The 16,182-nt window shown below is 38.2% G+C and carries 17 protein-coding genes and 1 pseudogene; 17 read left to right on the top strand and 1 reads right to left on the bottom strand.

Annotated elements, in window-relative coordinates:
• The first annotated feature begins 47 nt into the window (after nt 1-47).
• The 16 genes and pseudogenes from M948_RS22905 (at nt 48) to M948_RS22820 (ending at nt 14,564) form a co-directional block, all read left to right on the top strand.
• The gene (locus tag M948_RS22905; protein ID WP_021288658.1) at nt 48-1,346 is read left to right on the top strand and encodes a four-carbon acid sugar kinase family protein; all 1,299 of its coding nucleotides are present in this window, start codon (nt 48-50) and stop codon (nt 1,344-1,346) included.
• Nucleotides 1,343-2,341 (top strand): 4-hydroxythreonine-4-phosphate dehydrogenase PdxA, encoded by a 999-nt coding sequence (pdxA, locus tag M948_RS22900; protein ID WP_021288657.1) that lies wholly within the window; start codon nt 1,343-1,345, stop codon nt 2,339-2,341. Before M948_RS22905 ends, pdxA begins: the two co-directional genes overlap by 4 nt.
• Before the next feature lie 391 nt (nt 2,342-2,732).
• Nucleotides 2,733-4,082 (top strand): NAD(P)-dependent oxidoreductase, encoded by a 1,350-nt coding sequence (locus M948_RS22895; RefSeq protein WP_031334871.1) that lies wholly within the window; start codon nt 2,733-2,735, stop codon nt 4,080-4,082.
• A 29-nt stretch (nt 4,083-4,111) separates the two neighbouring features.
• On the top strand, nt 4,112-5,392 hold the full coding sequence (gene preA, locus M948_RS22890; RefSeq protein WP_021288655.1) for an NAD-dependent dihydropyrimidine dehydrogenase subunit PreA: 1,281 nt from the start codon (nt 4,112-4,114) through the stop codon (nt 5,390-5,392).
• A 19-nt stretch (nt 5,393-5,411) separates the two neighbouring features.
• The gene (gene hydA, locus M948_RS22885) at nt 5,412-6,839 is read left to right on the top strand and encodes a dihydropyrimidinase (RefSeq protein WP_021288654.1); all 1,428 of its coding nucleotides are present in this window, start codon (nt 5,412-5,414) and stop codon (nt 6,837-6,839) included.
• Between the two features lie 81 nt (nt 6,840-6,920).
• Entirely contained in the window at nt 6,921-8,384 is a 1,464-nt protein-coding gene (locus M948_RS22880) for an NCS1 family transporter (protein ID WP_021288653.1), read from the top strand.
• Nucleotide 8,385: 1 nt separating this feature from the next.
• Nucleotides 8,386-8,610: a hypothetical protein gene (locus tag M948_RS22875; RefSeq protein WP_021288652.1), complete on the top strand. Its 225-nt coding sequence runs from the start codon at nt 8,386-8,388 to the stop codon at nt 8,608-8,610.
• Between the two features lie 43 nt (nt 8,611-8,653).
• Nucleotides 8,654-9,889: a Zn-dependent hydrolase gene (locus tag M948_RS22870; protein WP_021288651.1), complete on the top strand. Its 1,236-nt coding sequence runs from the start codon at nt 8,654-8,656 to the stop codon at nt 9,887-9,889.
• A 135-nt stretch (nt 9,890-10,024) separates the two neighbouring features.
• Nucleotides 10,025-10,585 carry a biotin transporter BioY gene (locus M948_RS22865; RefSeq protein ID WP_021288650.1) on the top strand — a complete coding sequence of 187 codons (561 nt, stop codon included), beginning with the start codon at nt 10,025-10,027 and terminating at the stop codon, nt 10,583-10,585.
• Nucleotides 10,586-10,684: 99 nt separating this feature from the next.
• Nucleotides 10,685-10,939 carry a hypothetical protein gene (locus M948_RS22860; RefSeq protein ID WP_021288649.1) on the top strand — a complete coding sequence of 85 codons (255 nt, stop codon included), beginning with the start codon at nt 10,685-10,687 and terminating at the stop codon, nt 10,937-10,939.
• Between the two features lie 199 nt (nt 10,940-11,138).
• Nucleotides 11,139-11,441: a metal-sensing transcriptional repressor gene (locus M948_RS22855; RefSeq protein ID WP_021288648.1), complete on the top strand. Its 303-nt coding sequence runs from the start codon at nt 11,139-11,141 to the stop codon at nt 11,439-11,441.
• A gap of 197 nt (nt 11,442-11,638) precedes the next feature.
• Nucleotides 11,639-12,712, top strand: a pseudogene (locus M948_RS42670) (HAD-IC family P-type ATPase); the annotation flags it as partial.
• A 63-nt stretch (nt 12,713-12,775) separates the two neighbouring features.
• Nucleotides 12,776-12,982, top strand: a complete 207-nt coding sequence (copZ, locus tag M948_RS22835) for a copper chaperone CopZ (protein ID WP_021288644.1) — start codon at nt 12,776-12,778, stop codon at nt 12,980-12,982.
• Nucleotides 12,983-13,253: 271 nt separating this feature from the next.
• Nucleotides 13,254-13,451, top strand: a complete 198-nt coding sequence (locus M948_RS22830) for a cold shock domain-containing protein (protein WP_021288643.1) — start codon at nt 13,254-13,256, stop codon at nt 13,449-13,451.
• Between the two features lie 115 nt (nt 13,452-13,566).
• A complete protein-coding gene (locus M948_RS22825) occupies nt 13,567-14,253 on the top strand; it encodes a class I SAM-dependent methyltransferase (protein ID WP_021288642.1) in 687 nt (228 codons plus the stop codon).
• Nucleotides 14,250-14,564: a hypothetical protein gene (locus tag M948_RS22820; RefSeq protein WP_021288641.1), complete on the top strand. Its 315-nt coding sequence runs from the start codon at nt 14,250-14,252 to the stop codon at nt 14,562-14,564. The genes M948_RS22825 and M948_RS22820 overlap by 4 nt, the downstream gene beginning before the upstream one ends.
• A 34-nt stretch (nt 14,565-14,598) precedes the next feature.
• Here the strand turns inward: M948_RS22820 and M948_RS22815 are convergent, their stop codons facing one another.
• Nucleotides 14,599-15,471, bottom strand: coding sequence for an NAD(P)-dependent oxidoreductase (locus tag M948_RS22815; RefSeq protein WP_021288640.1), 873 nt, complete (start codon nt 15,469-15,471; stop codon nt 14,599-14,601).
• 107 nt (nt 15,472-15,578) lie between these two features.
• On the opposite strand from M948_RS22815, the gene M948_RS22810 reads away from it, so the two are divergent.
• The gene (locus M948_RS22810; RefSeq protein ID WP_021288639.1) at nt 15,579-16,028 is read left to right on the top strand and encodes a GNAT family N-acetyltransferase; all 450 of its coding nucleotides are present in this window, start codon (nt 15,579-15,581) and stop codon (nt 16,026-16,028) included.
• Nucleotides 16,029-16,182: the final 154 nt, after the last annotated feature.

Below are 16,182 nucleotides of genomic sequence, written 5' to 3'. Positions count from 1 at the left end.
CACTATTATATTAGGGGAATTCAAGCTTGCTAAAATGAGGGATAGGAATGACGAGACAAATAGGAATAATTGCAGATGACCTAACTGGTGCAAATGATAGTGGTGTTCAGCTTGCAGAAAAGGGAATTAGCACTTCTGTATTTTTTGAAACGCCAACATCTGAAACAACGATTGATCGTGGAATTGTCATTGATACGAATTCACGAGCTTTAACCAGAAGAGAGGCGGTTGAGGCTACTAAAAGGGCTGCTGCGTTTATTAAACAGGCGAGATATCAACAGGTTTACAAAAAAATGGATTCCACATTACGCGGGCATATTGGTGCTGAGTTAAAAGCCGTCGGTGACATACTTGATCCTGACTTTATAGTTGTAGCACCTGCATATCCGAAACTTGGGAGAACTACAGTTAACGGTATTCATTATGTGAAAGGAGACAAAATAGCAAATACGGAAGTTTCTATAGACCCGAAACACCCAGTTTTGGAATCATCTATACCAGCTATTATCCAAAATGAAATAGGAGAACATGCAGAAGTTCTAACAAAGGAAATGATTGAAGCCTCGTTATCCGATTTTACGCTATGGATCAATCGCATGGTAGAAGATGGGATAAAGTATATCGTGTGTGATGCCAATACACAAACAGATTTATTCCAAGCAGCCAAAAAAATAAATTCTTTATCTAAAGATATTGTTTGGGCAGGGTCTGCGGGGTTGGCAGAAGTATTGCCTGAAGTATTAGAAATTGACCAATTACATGATGAAACTAAAAAAATCGGTTTATCCCAAGTAATGACCGTATGCGGTAGTCTGTCTCAAGTAACCCAATCGCAAATCGTATATGCAAAAAAGCAACCGAATATACAAGCTGTTGAGATTGATACGTCAGCTATTTTTAACGATAATTGGCAAAGGGAGCAACAACAGTACATACAACAGTGTACCAATGCTTTGCGGGAAGAGCAAGATGTTGTGCTGTTTGTTCCATCCAATGAGGAAATAAGAAGGGAAGTTAAACAATTAGCAGACCAGCTATCTCTTACACCTAATCAGATTGGAGAGAGAATTTCTTCAGCAATTGGAGAAATGGTGGCACAAATCGCCAAAAGAAATGAACAGTTAACTGGATTGATTCTTACTGGTGGGGACACGGCAAAAGATACGGCAAAACACCTTGGTGGTGTGGGGATAAATCTGATTAAACAGGTAGAAGCCGGAATACCTTTAGGTACTTTAATTGGAACAGATAAGTTGTATCATGTAGTTACGAAAGCTGGTTCTTTTGGAAAACTAAATTCTATATATGAAGCCATGCAAGTGTTGAAAGGAGAAGAAACAAAATGAACAAAAAGCCGATTATTGGTATAACCATAGGAGATGCTGCTGGAGTAGGGCCGGAAATTATTGTGAAAAGCTTACAACAAAAGGAATTATACGATCGAGCACATCCAATTGTTATAGGTGATTCGAAAATGCTAAAAAGGGCCGCATCTATAGTAAAGACTGATATGACGATTAAAGAAATTAATATAGATTCAGATTTTACAGAAGGAAATAATCGTGAAATTACATGTGTTGACTTAGACCTGCTTCCGGAGGATTTGCCATATGGGCAAGTATCAGCAGAGGCTGGGAATGCTGCTTTTCAATATTTACGTACAGCTATTGAATTAGCGAATAAACATAAAATTGACGCCATATGTACGGCGCCATTAAATAAGGAAGCATTGCATAAAGGTGGTCATCTTTATCCCGGACATACGGAGATATTGGCGCAATTAACCGATACAACAGATTTTTCTATGATGCTTTCTTCTCCTAAACTAAAAGTAATTCACGTAACAACACATGTGGGAATCATTGATGCAATTAACCAAATTAAGCCAGAACGTGTATATAATGTTATACGTCTTGCGCATCATACATTAGCTAAATCCGGTATAAGTGAGCCGAAAATCGGAGTTTGTGGAATTAATCCGCATGCTGGCGAAAATGGATTATTTGGTTATGGGGAAGAAGAAGAGAAGATTATACCAGCTGTTACGAAAGCGCTGGAAGAAGGGATTCCAGTAGAAGGGCCACTTCCGGCAGATACATTATTCTTCCGTGCGCAGCGTGGGGACTTTGATATTGTTGTTGCTATGTATCATGATCAAGGCCATGGTCCTATTAAGGTGTTAGGCTTGGAGGCAGGAGTGAACATAACAGTCGGATTACCAATTATTCGTACAAGTGTAGATCACGGTACAGCATTTGATATTGCTGGTAAAGGAATGGTTGATGAAAGAAGTATGTTAGAAGCATTGAATCAAGCTATTGAATTAGCACCAGAAAAATAAAACGGAAATGATGAACGAGCTTAGGCTATCGACAATAGATGGCCTGAGCTCTTTTTGTATTAGAAGCCATCTCTAAATGCGACTGCCTTAAACAAAGGTAAACATCATTTACCTTTGTTTAAGGAGATTGCGTTTGTAGAATATTGAAAATAAATGTAAGAAAATCTCACATTATCTGATTCGGACATTACATAAATTGAGAAATGATTTGACGGTATGTCCTGTTTTTGTAAATAAATTTTAACACTTTGTCTAATGTATTTGAAAAATAAAAAAATTATAATAATTTATGTAAGGAAAGATAACATGTTTGAAGTGTAAATGATAATTAAAAATGAACTGTCAAGATGTAGAAGGAGGTTTACGATTGAACGATTCGAAACAACCGTCTATGACTTTAACGACCCTATTAGAAAACTTTGAAGAAGCTAAGCCGAGTTACAATTCTGCGGAAGCGATCAATGAAGCAAATCGGTGTCTATACTGTTATGATGCGCCATGTATGGAGGCGTGTCCGACAGGAATTGACATACCATCCTTCATTAAAAAGATAGCATCCGGAAATTTAAAGGGTTCTGCAAAAACAATTATGACAGCAAATCCAGTGGGGGCGAGCTGTGCTAGGGTTTGCCCAACAGAAGAGTTATGTGAAGGAGCTTGTGTATTAAATCATTCTACCAGTCCAATCATGATTGGAGACTTACAACGATACGCAACAGATTGGGCCATTAAAAATGAACAATTACTATTCCAACAGGGAGAGAAGCATGATAAGCGCATTGCAATAATCGGAAGTGGACCAGCAGGTTTATCAGCTGCACGAGAATTAGCTTTATTAGGTTATCATGTTGTGATTTATGAAGCGAAAGAGGAAGCCGGTGGATTAGATACGTTTGGAATCGTCCCATTTCGCTTACCGAAAGAGATTTCGTTATGGGAAGTGGATCAAGTAAGCAGACTGGGGGTGGAGATTTGTACCGGTGTAGAAGTCGGCAAAGACATTTCGCCACAGGAACTTTTGGATAATCATGATGCTGTGATACTAGCTATTGGGATGTCTAAGGTACCAATGTTAGGAATTGAAGGTGAACAATTGGCAGGCGTTTACGATGCCATCGAATTAGTTGAACGTACAAAAACATATGGAGTAACAGATGAATTTGTTGATAAGCGGGTAGCAGTGATTGGTGCTGGTAATACAGCGGTTGATGGAGCCACTACTTCAGTAAGACTTGGTGCTAAGAACGTTAAAATACTCTATCGTCGTACGGTTGAGGAGATGTCAGCTTACGACTTTGAGTATGAATTCGCTAAGCAAGATGGAGTCGAATTTAGATGGTTAACAGCACCTAAACGGCTTATTGGCGATGAACATGGACGAGTTACCAAACTAGAATGTATCGAAATGGAATTAATAGAGGAAAAGGTGGGTGGCAGAAAACGTCCAGTAGAAGTAAAAGATTCATCGTTTATGATGGATGTGGATATTGTCGTAAAAGCAATCGGCCAAACAAGATATCGGTCACTAATAGAGGAATTTCAGTTAGTACATCATGATGGTGTTGTTCGTGTGAATCAAGAAACTTACCAAACTTCTAATCCGAAAGTCTTCGCTTCGGGTGATGTCATATTTGGGAAAGGACAAGGTGAGGCAATGGTTGTTTCTGCAGCCCAACAAGGCAAAGAAACTGCTTATGCTATTCATAGATCAATCAAACCATCAATAACAGAAACTGCATAATGAAAGAAATCAATGATCGGAGGATGGATATGGCTGATTTACGTATTAATTTTGCGGGGATCAAATCCCCTAATCCATATTGGTTAGCATCTGCACCGCCGACGAATACAGGTTATCAAGTACAGCGAGCTTTCGAGGCCGGCTGGGGTGGAGCCGTGTGGAAAACGCTTGGTGATCCTGTTCTTAATGTAACTTCTAGGTTTGGAGCGCATCACTTTAATGGACAGCGAGTTGCTGGATTCAATAACATAGAATTAATATCTGACCGACCGATTGAAGAAAACCTGAAAGAAATCTATGAAACGAAGAAGCGATTCCCTGATCGCGCAATTATAGCATCGATTATGGTTGAACCAAAACAAGCGAAATGGCATGAGATTGTGAAACGTGTCCAGGCTGTTGGAGTGGATGGATTTGAATTAAATCTTGGCTGTCCTCATGGCATGTCGGAACGCGGCATGGGATCTGCTGTGGGCCAGCAGCCAGATTTAGTAGAAAAATCTACCATGTGGGCAAAAGAGGCTGCTGAGGTTCCTGTGATTACCAAATTGACGCCGAATATTACTGATATAACTGCTACTGCTCGTGCTGCAGAACAAGGAGGAGCAGACGCCATTAGTATGATTAATACAATCAATAGTTTAGTAGGTGTTGATTTAGATACGTGGAATACGATTCCGAATGTAAATGGGAAGGGGGCCCATGGTGGTTATTGCGGCCCTGCCGTTAAACCAATAGCCCTAAATATGATAGGGGAATCAGCTCGAAATCCGCATATTACCATTCCTATTTCTGGGATTGGCGGTGTATCCACTTGGCAAGATACAGTTGAATTTATGCTAATGGGTGCAGGTGGCGTGCAAATTTGTACAGCGGCTATGCACCATGGTTTTCGGATTATTGAAGATTTAGTGGATGGTTTAAATAACTACCTAGATGATAAAGGGATTGTTTCTGTTAGCGACATTGTTGGAAGGTCTGTAGAAAAGTATACTGATTGGAGCAATCTTGATCTAAATCATAAGATCGTTGCACGAATAAACACCGATGTTTGTATTAATTGCAATAAGTGCCATATCGCTTGTGAAGATACATCGCATCAATGTATTGATATGTTACAAGATAAACATGGAATCGAATATCTAGAAGTTCGAGAAGAAGACTGTGTCGGCTGTAATTTATGCTCGATCGTTTGTCCAGTTGATGGTGCTATTGACATGGTTGAAGCTGAGAGGTTGGAAACACCAATGTCTTGGAATGAACGGCAAACAGCAATCCAAATGCTTGAGCAAAATATTGTTAATTCATAGTGTTAAGGAGGAATATGCAATGAAAAGAGTAATTAAGAATGGGACGATTGTGACTGCATCTGATAAGTATGTAGCGGATATTTTAATAGAAGATGAAAAAATCAAATCAATTAGTGATCAAATAGATGAACCAGAAGCAGAAATAGTTGATGCATCGGGCTATTATGTAATGCCTGGTGGGATAGATCCCCATACACATATGGATATGCCGTTTGGAGGAACAGTAACAGCTGATAACTTTGAAACAGGTACGATTGCGGCAGCGTATGGTGGGACAACAACAATCATTGATTTTTGTTTATCCGATAAAGGGAAGTCATTAAAAAGTGCACTAGAAAAATGGCATAGCAAGTCCCAGGATAAAGCGGTAATTGACTATGGATTTCATCTGCAAATATCCGAAATCAATGAGGATGTACTAAATGAAATTCCAGAAATTATTGAACAAGAAGGGGTAACTTCTTTTAAAGTTTTCATGGCTTATAAAGGTGTATTTCAAGCAGATGATGAAGTTTTATTTAAAATACTGGTGGCTGCGAAAGAGCATGGTGGGCTAGTAATGGTACATGCAGAGAATGGAGATGTCATCAACTATTTGACGACAAAGGCGTTAGCTGAAGGTAAAACAGATCCTATCTATCACGCACTGACCCGACCTCCAGAGGCAGAAGGGGAAGCGACGGGTAGAGCAGCTAAATTAACTGCATTAGCAGATTCTCAATTATATGTGGTACACGTTACATGTGAAGAAGCGGTTGAACAAATTGCTGAAGCGCGTAGTAAAGGTTTTCGTGTATATGGAGAAACATGTCCACAGTATTTGGTCTTAGATCAATCTTACCTAGAAAAAGCTAATTTTGAAGGTGGGAAATACGTTTGGTCACCACCATTGCGAGAGAAATATAATCAAGAGGTGTTATGGAATGCTTTGAAAAGTGGACAATTGCAAGCCATTGGTTCTGACCAATGTTCGTTCAATTTTAACGGCCAGAAGGATCTTGGCAGGGATGACTTTACGAAAATCCCTAATGGCGGTCCGTTTGTGGAAGATCGATTTAGTTTGATGTATTCAGAGGGAGTCCATAAAGGAAGAATCTCCATTCATGAATTTGTTGATATGGTATCTACGCAAGCAGCTAAATTATTTGGATTATTTCCACGTAAGGGAACAATTGCACCAGGAAGTGATGCAGATATGGTGCTATTTGACCCCGCTGTGGAACGGACAATCTCTGCAAAAACACATCATATGAATGTCGATTATAGTGCATTAGAAGGGATAAAGGTAATCGGTGAACCAGTGAGTGTTTTTTCCAGAGGGAAATATGTCATCAAGGATAGACAGTTTGTCGGTAGACCGGGGATGGGGAGCTATCTGAAATGTAATAAATTTGGGCTTAAAGCTAAAGACGAAGCAAAAGCTACGACTTTAATTAAAAACTCGTAAAAGCAAGATAACTGCTTGATGTTCCTAACACGTCAAGCAGTTATTCTATATAACTTTGGGATCAGAAGGGATGAGAAAAAAATGCAAACAAACCAGAAATCCTATTTGAAATCTCCAGATCTGCTGCCAGTTCATCATCAAAAGCGAAATATTAATGTAGTTGGCTTTTGTGCCATGTGGGTGGGAATGGCTATTCTTCTGGCAACCTTTGATATAGGAGCTTCGGGTATACAAAATATTCCTTTACCACTGGTTATACTTGCAACATTAATCGGGTCAATTGCTATTGGTGGTTTTATTTCCATCATTGGTGATATCGGTGTAGAGCATGGAATTTCGTTTCCAGTTTATATGCGCGCACCATTTGGTACATTGGGAACGCATATACCTTCCATTACTCGTGCATTAGCTGCTTCATTTTGGTTTGGAATCAATACATACTTTGGTGCAACCGCAATTAATGCTATTTTACATACGTTTTTCCCTTCATTTGATTATTTATTAGGGTGCTATATTGTATTTGCAGTCTTTCAATTAATTAATACAGCTTCAGGGATTAAATGGGTCGAACGATTCGCTGATTTAGCAGCTCCGATTATTGTTGTTTTGTCCTTAATTATTTACATGACATTGTCAGAGGAAGCGAAACTCGGTGGAAGTGATGTATGGACATGGGTTGGTAGTCCGGTAACTGGAGGGGCAGCTTTTACCGCTTTTATGATTGTAGTTTTCGCTAATATGGGGTTCTGGGCAACTCTTGGAACTGATATTCCGACGATTTCCCGCTTTTTTAAGGCTCCTAAATTTGAAAGAAACTGGTTCAAAAGAAATAAGACAACCTTCATTGGCAGTGTCATTGCTCTTCCATTAACAGAGGCATTTATGATTATGATTGGCGCAGCGGCTTTTGTTGTTTCTGGTACTTCGAATCCTGTTATTGCCTTACAAGATGCTTCATCTGGATGGATGTTAGCAATGTTACTGTTAATGGTGGTTTTAACACAATGGTCTACAAATACGGCTGCGAATATCATTCCCGCTTCTGCGGTATTTTCTAATGTGTTAGGACCAAAAGTCTCAAATATGGTTGCTGTATTTATTGTAGGAATCGTAGGTACGGTTATCCAACCATGGAGTGTTTATGAAGTATTAACACAGGTATTACTATTTATTGGAGCGGTATTAGCATCGATTACGGGAATACTTTTTGCAGATTATTATTTATTACGGAGGCGAAGAGTTAATGTACAAGATTTGTATCGCTCAGATGGTCAATATCGATTTGCTGGAGGGATAAATGTAGCTGGGTTTATCGCTTGGGCGATTGGGGGAGTAGCCGCAATATTCTTAATGGAATATTCGTTTATAGTAGGTTTTCTTATAGCTGGTGCTAGCTATTATATTTTAGCTAAATATTGGTACTTCAGAAAATATCAGCAGAAGGAGATTGAGGATCCTAGTTTAGGAATAACAGTAGGAAGGGATTGGGTTATTGAGAGTGTAGAAGAGGAAGGTAGCAATCATTTATTAAAAGAGGAGGCGTAGGATGACAGTTTACGATGTTTTTGAAACGGAAAAGAATCAAATTGATCAATTGCTTCATAGTGGTTTTAAAATGACAAGGATAACAAGTAATTTAGATGGGGATGTGGTCCATATGGAACGGATAGAGACAAATGAGCAAAGAACGATTCGCTTAACCAATCCCGAGAGCAGGAAGTACCTGACGACATTACTTATTAGGCAAGGAAGAGAAGGAACGATTACTTAATCAAGTGACTTGTGCAACACTAACAAAAGGGGAGATGAAGGAAATGGAAAACCAAAAAGTTTTGGTTAATGGAGAACGTTTAAGAGATACATTGGAGAAATTCGCAGATTTTGGCAGGACTGCAAATAATGGCGTAACTCGCCTTGCCTTATCAGAGCAGGATTTAAAAGTGAGGTCCTACTTTCAATCATGTTGTGAAAATCTAGGAATGGACGTATTCTATGATGATATGGGAAATATGTATGCAAGACTAGCGGGCGTCAATAATGAAAAGCAACCAATTGTAATTGGATCGCATCTAGATTCTGTAGAAAAAGGCGGACGATTTGATGGCGTATTGGGAGTAGTAGCTGGACTTGAAGTGGTACGAACGATCGTCGAAAATAAGGTTAAACCGCAAATACCTATTGTTATTGCTAATATAACAAATGAAGAGGGCGCAAGGTTTGAACCCTCGATGATGGCTTCAGGGGTCATCTCAGGAAAATTTGATAAAACCAGAATGCTACAGTCCACAGATAATCATGGGATAACGTTTAAGGAAGCGTTGGAAGCAAGTGGTTATATTGGACAGGAAGCGAATCGACTAACTGAGGCCGAGGCTTTTCTGGAGCTTCATATTGAGCAAGGACCAATTTTAGAACAGGAATCCTTAAAAATTGGTGTTGTAGAATGTGTGGTCGGAATGGTTTGTTATGAAATAGAAATTACAGGTGAATCGGATCATGCTGGTACAACACCAATGCAAATGAGAAAAGATGCACTATTTACTGCGAATAGCGTAATTAGTCAATTACGGGATAGGTTAAGTCAATTGGATGAAAGCATAGTATTTACAATAGGTAGGGTAGATGTTAGCCCCAATATTCATACGGTTATTCCGAATAAGGTTGTATTCTCTTTAGAAGCACGTCATCAAGATGAAGCGATTATTAAACAAGTAGAAGAAATTATTCAGGCTATTCCATCTTCTCCCATGAAAGAAGATTGTGATGTCACCTTGCGAAAACTGTGGGGCAGAGATACGGTTTGGTTTGATTCAGCTATTGTAAACATACTGGAACAATCCGCCAAAGGCTTAGGTTATTCATATAAGCGAATGGTTAGTGGAGCTGGGCACGATGCCCAATTTATTGCGACTTATATTCCATCTGCTATGGTTTTTGTTCCAAGTGTAAATGGAAAAAGTCATGCTGAAGATGAGTTAACAGACTGGGATGATTGTGCAAAAGGTGTAAATGTCCTATTAGAATCTGTATTACGTTTAACAGCCGAATAGCCTCCATTTTTCTCCCAAACGATAGTATGATCTGTCGCTTGGGAGTTTTTTTGTCAACCTTAATTAAATGTGGTTGACAAACAAATGTTTTTAAAATAGAATTTAATCTAATTATTCTTAAGGGGAGGTGTGAGGATGAATTCAAAAAGTAAAAAGATGCATAGGATTACAACGTGTGCAATCTTCTCGGCGTTAACAGCCATATTGGCGCAAATTGAAATTCCTTTACCAATTATTCCAATAAGTGGTCAGACATTAGCAGTAGGCATCACTGCAACCATTTTGGGAAGTAGGCTTGGAGCGATAGCAATGATTTGCTATGTATTAATCGGAGCAGTCGGTGTACCTGTTTTTGCTGGTTTTAGCGGGGGTCTTCAAGTTTTAGCTGGTCCATCGGGTGGATACATAATGGGATTTATTTTAGCAGCCTTTGCTACGGGAATGATCTTAGAGAAGACACGTTTTAACTACCTTTATGCTGTTATTGCGAATACAGTTGGTATGTTTATTACCTTAGTATTTGGAACAATTCAGATGAAGTATGTACTGGATGTTAACTGGCAAGAAGCTATGTTAGCGGGGGTATATCCGTTTATTATTGTTGGATTTATTAAAGTGTTAATGGCAAGCTGGATTGGGATTATAGTGAGGAATCGATTAATCCATGCTAATCTAATGGTCGAAAAGATCGCGTAATAATAAGGTAACGATTTTTGACAATTGATCGAAAACGATTGCAAAGTGCTGTTCCCCATGTAATTCTTAAACTAGGAATTTGAATGGGGGCAGAAAAAAGTGAGTGTTGGTTTAATCGTCTTTTTAATTATCTTATTTGTGATTGCTCTAGGCGCTACCTTGTTTGCTTTCAAGCAGGAAGAGAATAAACTAAGAAGGTATGAGGAGGAAGGAGATTCTCCCGAAAATGAGCGAATCCGCTCATCTGAATATGAGGTAAATTCGTTAAAAACGAATGTCCCTATTTTAATTGGGATTTATAGTTTGGCAGTACTTATAGGTTTAATTGCATTTATGTTCTATATTTTTAACTAAATACCGTATGGAATCACCTTTTTCGTAGAAGCTGAAAATATAGCTCTTATGGAAAAGGTTTTTTGTATTAACTAGAAAAAGAAAAAATGATACAAAATAGTGATGGGATTTATATGCTTTTTTGTTGTGCATTATACATTAGAGGGGTATAGTATATAGCGAAAGATGAATGAAACCAATAATAAGGAGATGAAGATAGATGGCAAACCAAAGGCATGACCACCCAGTAACTCCAAGGACAAAGGATGAAAAGGCAGCAATAACGAATCGGCTAAAGCGCATAGAAGGACAAGTACGAGGGATACAAAAAATGGTTGAGGAAGATCGCTATTGCATCGATATCTTAGTTCAAATCAGCGCGATTAATGCTGCATTAAAAAAGGTTGGATTTTCTGTAGCAGAACGACACACGAAACATTGTGTTACGGATGCTGTTAAAAATGGTGAAGGCAATGAAGCGATTGATGAGTTAATGGAAGTATTAAAACAGTTTTCTAAATGAAGGTGTATCCAATACCTGAAAAACAACATGTTACATTCGGAATAACAGGTATGACCTGTGCTGCTTGTTCAACTAGAATTGAGAAAGCACTTAATGAAAAATCTGAATTTTTAATGCATCGGTAAATCTGGCCAATGAATCTGCTTCGATTGAATACAAATTCCGCAGTTACTGGGGAAGGTGAAATAATTAATGTAATTGAAAAGCTAGGGTATCATGCACAGTTAAAGACCGAAAACTAACAAAAACAATCGAAAAAAGAAGAACAGTTAAAGCGAATGAGAAGGAAGTTGGTTGCTGCAGTGTTTTATCTATGCCACTATTAATAACTATGTTTGACCATTTATTTGGTCTACAATTGCCGGGCTATCTTTATGAATCCTTGGTTTTAAATTTGTCTTAGCTACACCCGTTCAATTTTTGATTGGCTGCCAATTTTATATTGGAGCTTATAAGAACCTGCGGAATTATTCAGCAAATATGGATGTGTTGGTAGCTCTAGGTACAAGTGCAGCTTATTTTTATAGGTTGTATGAATCGTTAAAAACCATTGGGGATCCAACTTATATGCCACATCTTTATTTTGAAACGAGTGCTATTCTAATCACGTTAATATTATTTGGTAAATATTTGGAAACAAAAGCGTTAACTATCAAACAGTAGAGGAAGAAGTTCAACGATTTGAGGCTGATGGGAAGACGGCCATGCTGATCGCAATTGATTATGACTTGAAAGGAGTTATTGCTGTTGCAGATACAATAAAAGATACTGCAATAGAAGCAATTGAACAACTTCAATCTCAAGACTTGGAAGTAATTATGCTCACAGGAGATAATGAAAGAACAGCTGAGGCGATCGCGAAACAAGTTGGAATTAGCCAAGTGATTGCAAAGGTTCTTCCAAAGCAGAAAGCAGAAAAAGTAAAAATGGTGCAACAACAAGGTAAGCAAGTAGCAATGGTTGGTGACGGAATTAATTAGCAGTAGCCGATATTGGTATTGCCATTGGACAGGGACAGAAGTTGCTATAGAAGCAGCAGATGTAACGATCTTGGGTGGCGAGTTGCTTTTAATACCAATGGCGATCAAAACAAGTCAAGCAACGATAAAAAATATCCGGCAAATTTATTCTGGGCTTTTGCCTATAACAGTGCAGGTATACCAATTGCAGCTCTCGGCTTATTAGCTCCATGGATTGCTGGAGCTGCAATGGCATTTAGTTCCGTCAGTGTTGTCTCCAATTCTTTACGATTAAAACGGCTGAAACTATAGCAGAAATAAGGTTTAAATGGATATATTTTCGTGGAAAGCAATAATTGAAAGGAGATATAAATGATGCAAACAACATTAGATGTAAGAGGAATGAGCTGTGGCCACTGTGAACAAGCAGTGAAAGGTGCACTTGAAGCATTGAATGGTGTTACGGGAGTAGAAGTTCATCTGAATACTGGAAAAGTAGATGTAACCTATGATGAAGCACAGGTGAATATTCAGACTATGCGTGAAGCGGTGGAAGAACAAGGATATAATGTCGTAATTTAACGGATGTCTGACAAATAGGTGGAATCGCCTAAAAAAATATTCCAAAATATGAATTATCAAATTATTTTCATAGGAATTATAGAGCAATTGCGAAAAAATGTTGCGAATATCCGCTTATGCACTTGCATTTTATTAAAGAACAAGGTAAAGTTAAAAGTGCAAAAGGAAATTGAAGTTTGAATAATACTTTACGATCTCTTTATCAAAGTGAGTGTAAAAGTATTTATGATTCAATTACTTTGCACGATATTTGTATAAGGAGGTCATTTTAATGACTGGTAAAGTAAAATGGTTTAATGCTGAAAAAGGCTTCGGTTTCATCGAGCGTGAAGACGGAGACGACGTATTCGTACACTTCTCAGCTATCCAAGCTGAAGGTTTCAAAACACTTGAAGAAGGTCAAGATGTTGAATTTGAAATCGTAGAAGGTAACCGCGGGCCACAGGCTGCAAACGTTACTCGTCTATAATAGATATAGAAAAAAGGCTTATCTCTTTTGAGATAAGCCTTTTTTTATACATTAGAAAAGGATAGAATTTAACTATATTACAAATCGAAATCTTTGTTATATAAGGAGGAAACTCATGACAAGCTTTGATTGGAATAAAGAGGCTACTGAACAATGGGACAATCGAGCAGCGTTTTGGAATGAACGAAGTCAGAATATGTGGGAAAATGGGAGTAGGAGCGAGATTATCCCATTTATTAATAACTACTTTCAAACAGGAGGCTATGTTCTGGATATTGGCTGTGGTGATGGATATGGAACATATAAGCTTTATGAGCAGAAGTACCAAGCAGTGGGCCTTGATATATCAGCCAATATGATTAACTATGCAAGAGCAGAGCATCCAAGCAGTATTGAATTCTTACAAGGAAATGTAAATCAGCTTCCTTTCAAAAAGGAAACATTTGATGGTGTGATGGCAATAAATAGTTTAGAGTGGACGGAGAATCCTAAACATGCAATAAAAGAAATAAAGCGAGTAGTAAAGCAGGGCGGTTGGCTTTGTATTGGTATTCTTGGTCCGACTGCCGGTCCGAGAATAAATAGTTATCCACGTTTACATATGGAAAAAGCTATATGTAATACGATGATGCCATGGGAATTTGAAAAACTATGTGAGGAGATGAATCTTTCCTGTACGGATGGATTTGGAGTATATAAACAAGGCGTAACAAAAGAAAATTATGCTCACTTAACGACAGAACTAAAACAAGCACTATCCTTTTCTTGGATATTTATGTTAAAAAAGGCGGGGGAATCATGAACGAAAAAGCAAAAGAGCAGCAAATCATAGATAATTATCAACAAGAAGAAAAAATGATGATTCTTGTGTTCACCCAATGGTGCAAGAATAATAACTTAGACCCGGAAGCTTTGTATAATCAAGCGTATCCTAAACAGACAGGTACAAATCAAGCGTTAGTTGAAGCTATCAATTCAACTGTTTCAAGGGAAGAGTCAGAAATGATTCCAACGGAAACGGTATTACAAGTGCTACAATTATTTGGTAATGATGAATTAGGTTTTATCGTCCAACAAGCAGCAGAGGAAATCAAACACAAGGGGCAACAATAGCATAATTGTTACCCCTTCTCTCAGCATTTTTGTTTTAAGCAAATAGTTTCATTAACGCTTGTGTTCCACTATCAGCTTCACCCTTTTCCTCAAGTTCCTGATATAACTTTAGTGAAAGCGATAATCCGTGTGTGGATAGACCAAGTTCTTCCGCAGACTCAAGCGCAATTCTCATATCTTTGATAAAATGCTTCACATAGAACCCTGGTGCAAAATCACCAACAATCATTCGTGGTGCTAGGTTGGATAATGACCAACTACCTGCAGCACCAGTTGTAATACTATCCAAAACGCGGCTTGGATCGAGTCCAGCTTTTTTTGCATAAGCAATTGCTTCACAAACACCAATCATATTGGAAGCAATGGTAATTTGATTTGCGAGTTTTGTGTGTTGGCCTGCCCCCGCTTCTCCCTGAAGCATGATATTTTCTCCCATAATCTGAAAAAGCTCTTTAACATCCTGAAATGCTTGCTCTTCTCCGCCAACCATAATTGCTAACTTTCCGTTTCTGGCACCTAAATCACCACCAGATACAGGTGCATCTAAGGCATAACAATTTTTTTGTTTTGCCTGATTTGCAATATCTATTGCTAATTGTGGTTTTGAAGTAGTCATATCAATTAAAAACGAACCAGGAGACACATGATTCAATATGCCATTTTCGCCAAAATAGATTTCTTCTACGTCTGAAGGGTATCCAACCATGGTAATTATTACATGACATGATTTGGATAAGGCTGTTGGGGACGAATACCATGTTGCGCCTTCGGCCAGTAATTCTTCCGCTTTCTGTTGAGTTCGAGTATAAATTGATAATTTATATCCTGCTTTCATGAGATTACGCGCCATACTTTTGCCCATTACACCAGTTCCGATAAATCCGATATTTGTATCTGTGGTTACCAATTTTTTCTCTCCTTTCTTCTCTTTCTAATTCTTTCGACAAAATAAACAAGTTTTCCTGTATGCTATAGTTAAATTATATTGTAAACATAGTGGGGAGGGTTTTTTAAATGGAATGGGTGGTTAAAACATTCAATGAATTAGATGCAGAAGAATTGTATAAAATACTTCAGTTAAGAGTAGATGTGTTCGTCGTGGAGCAACGTTGTGCATATCCAGAATTGGATGGGTATGATTTTCGATCCATCCATTATTATTTAAAAGATGGTGAAGAAATCGCTGCTTATGCACGATTATTACCTGCGGGTAGTATGTATGAAGAAGCATCAATTGGTCGCGTATTGGTAGCGGCTAAATATCGTGGCAATGGTTATGGAAGACAATTATTGGCAAATGTACTACATTATATGAAAAATGAACAAGTGTATACCCTAAAAATACAAGCGCAACAATATTTAAAAAAGTTCTATGAATCCTTTCAATTTAGACAAATATCGGAGCCATACCTTGATGATGGGATTTGGCATATTGATATGACTTGGGTAAATGATCACAATTGATGTTGATATAAGAGCTATTATTAAAGCAATACTTTTATGCTTATTCATCACGAAAAGTAAGTAAATTCAAATGGAAAAAAGTGAAGTATTATCATTCGTATAAATTTGATGGATGATGCAAAAATAATATTGAATTTCAAGAAGAACCAACAAA

This window comes from Virgibacillus sp. CM-4 (assembly GCF_000445495.1).
Classification (GTDB): domain Bacteria; phylum Bacillota; class Bacilli; order Bacillales; family Amphibacillaceae; genus Virgibacillus; species Virgibacillus salexigens.
This window is presented reverse-complemented; position numbering and strand designations above follow the sequence as displayed.

Coding starts and splice junctions, on each gene's coding strand:
- M948_RS22880 (WP_021288653.1), top strand. CDS start 6,921: ATGCAAACAAACCAGAAATCCTATTTGAAATCTCCAGATCTGCTGCCA.
- M948_RS22865 (WP_021288650.1), top strand. CDS start 10,025: ATGAATTCAAAAAGTAAAAAGATGCATAGGATTACAACGTGTGCAATC.
- M948_RS22820 (WP_021288641.1), top strand. CDS start 14,250: ATGAACGAAAAAGCAAAAGAGCAGCAAATCATAGATAATTATCAACAA.
- M948_RS22905 (WP_021288658.1), top strand. CDS start 48: ATGACGAGACAAATAGGAATAATTGCAGATGACCTAACTGGTGCAAAT.
- M948_RS22830 (WP_021288643.1), top strand. CDS start 13,254: ATGACTGGTAAAGTAAAATGGTTTAATGCTGAAAAAGGCTTCGGTTTC.
- M948_RS22855 (WP_021288648.1), top strand. CDS start 11,139: ATGGCAAACCAAAGGCATGACCACCCAGTAACTCCAAGGACAAAGGAT.
- M948_RS22870 (WP_021288651.1), top strand. CDS start 8,654: ATGGAAAACCAAAAAGTTTTGGTTAATGGAGAACGTTTAAGAGATACA.
- copZ (WP_021288644.1), top strand. CDS start 12,776: ATGCAAACAACATTAGATGTAAGAGGAATGAGCTGTGGCCACTGTGAA.
- pdxA (WP_021288657.1), top strand. CDS start 1,343: ATGAACAAAAAGCCGATTATTGGTATAACCATAGGAGATGCTGCTGGA.
- preA (WP_021288655.1), top strand. CDS start 4,112: ATGGCTGATTTACGTATTAATTTTGCGGGGATCAAATCCCCTAATCCA.
- M948_RS22825 (WP_021288642.1), top strand. CDS start 13,567: ATGACAAGCTTTGATTGGAATAAAGAGGCTACTGAACAATGGGACAAT.
- hydA (WP_021288654.1), top strand. CDS start 5,412: ATGAAAAGAGTAATTAAGAATGGGACGATTGTGACTGCATCTGATAAG.
- M948_RS22810 (WP_021288639.1), top strand. CDS start 15,579: ATGGAATGGGTGGTTAAAACATTCAATGAATTAGATGCAGAAGAATTG.
- M948_RS22875 (WP_021288652.1), top strand. CDS start 8,386: ATGACAGTTTACGATGTTTTTGAAACGGAAAAGAATCAAATTGATCAA.
- M948_RS22895 (WP_031334871.1), top strand. CDS start 2,733: ATGACTTTAACGACCCTATTAGAAAACTTTGAAGAAGCTAAGCCGAGT.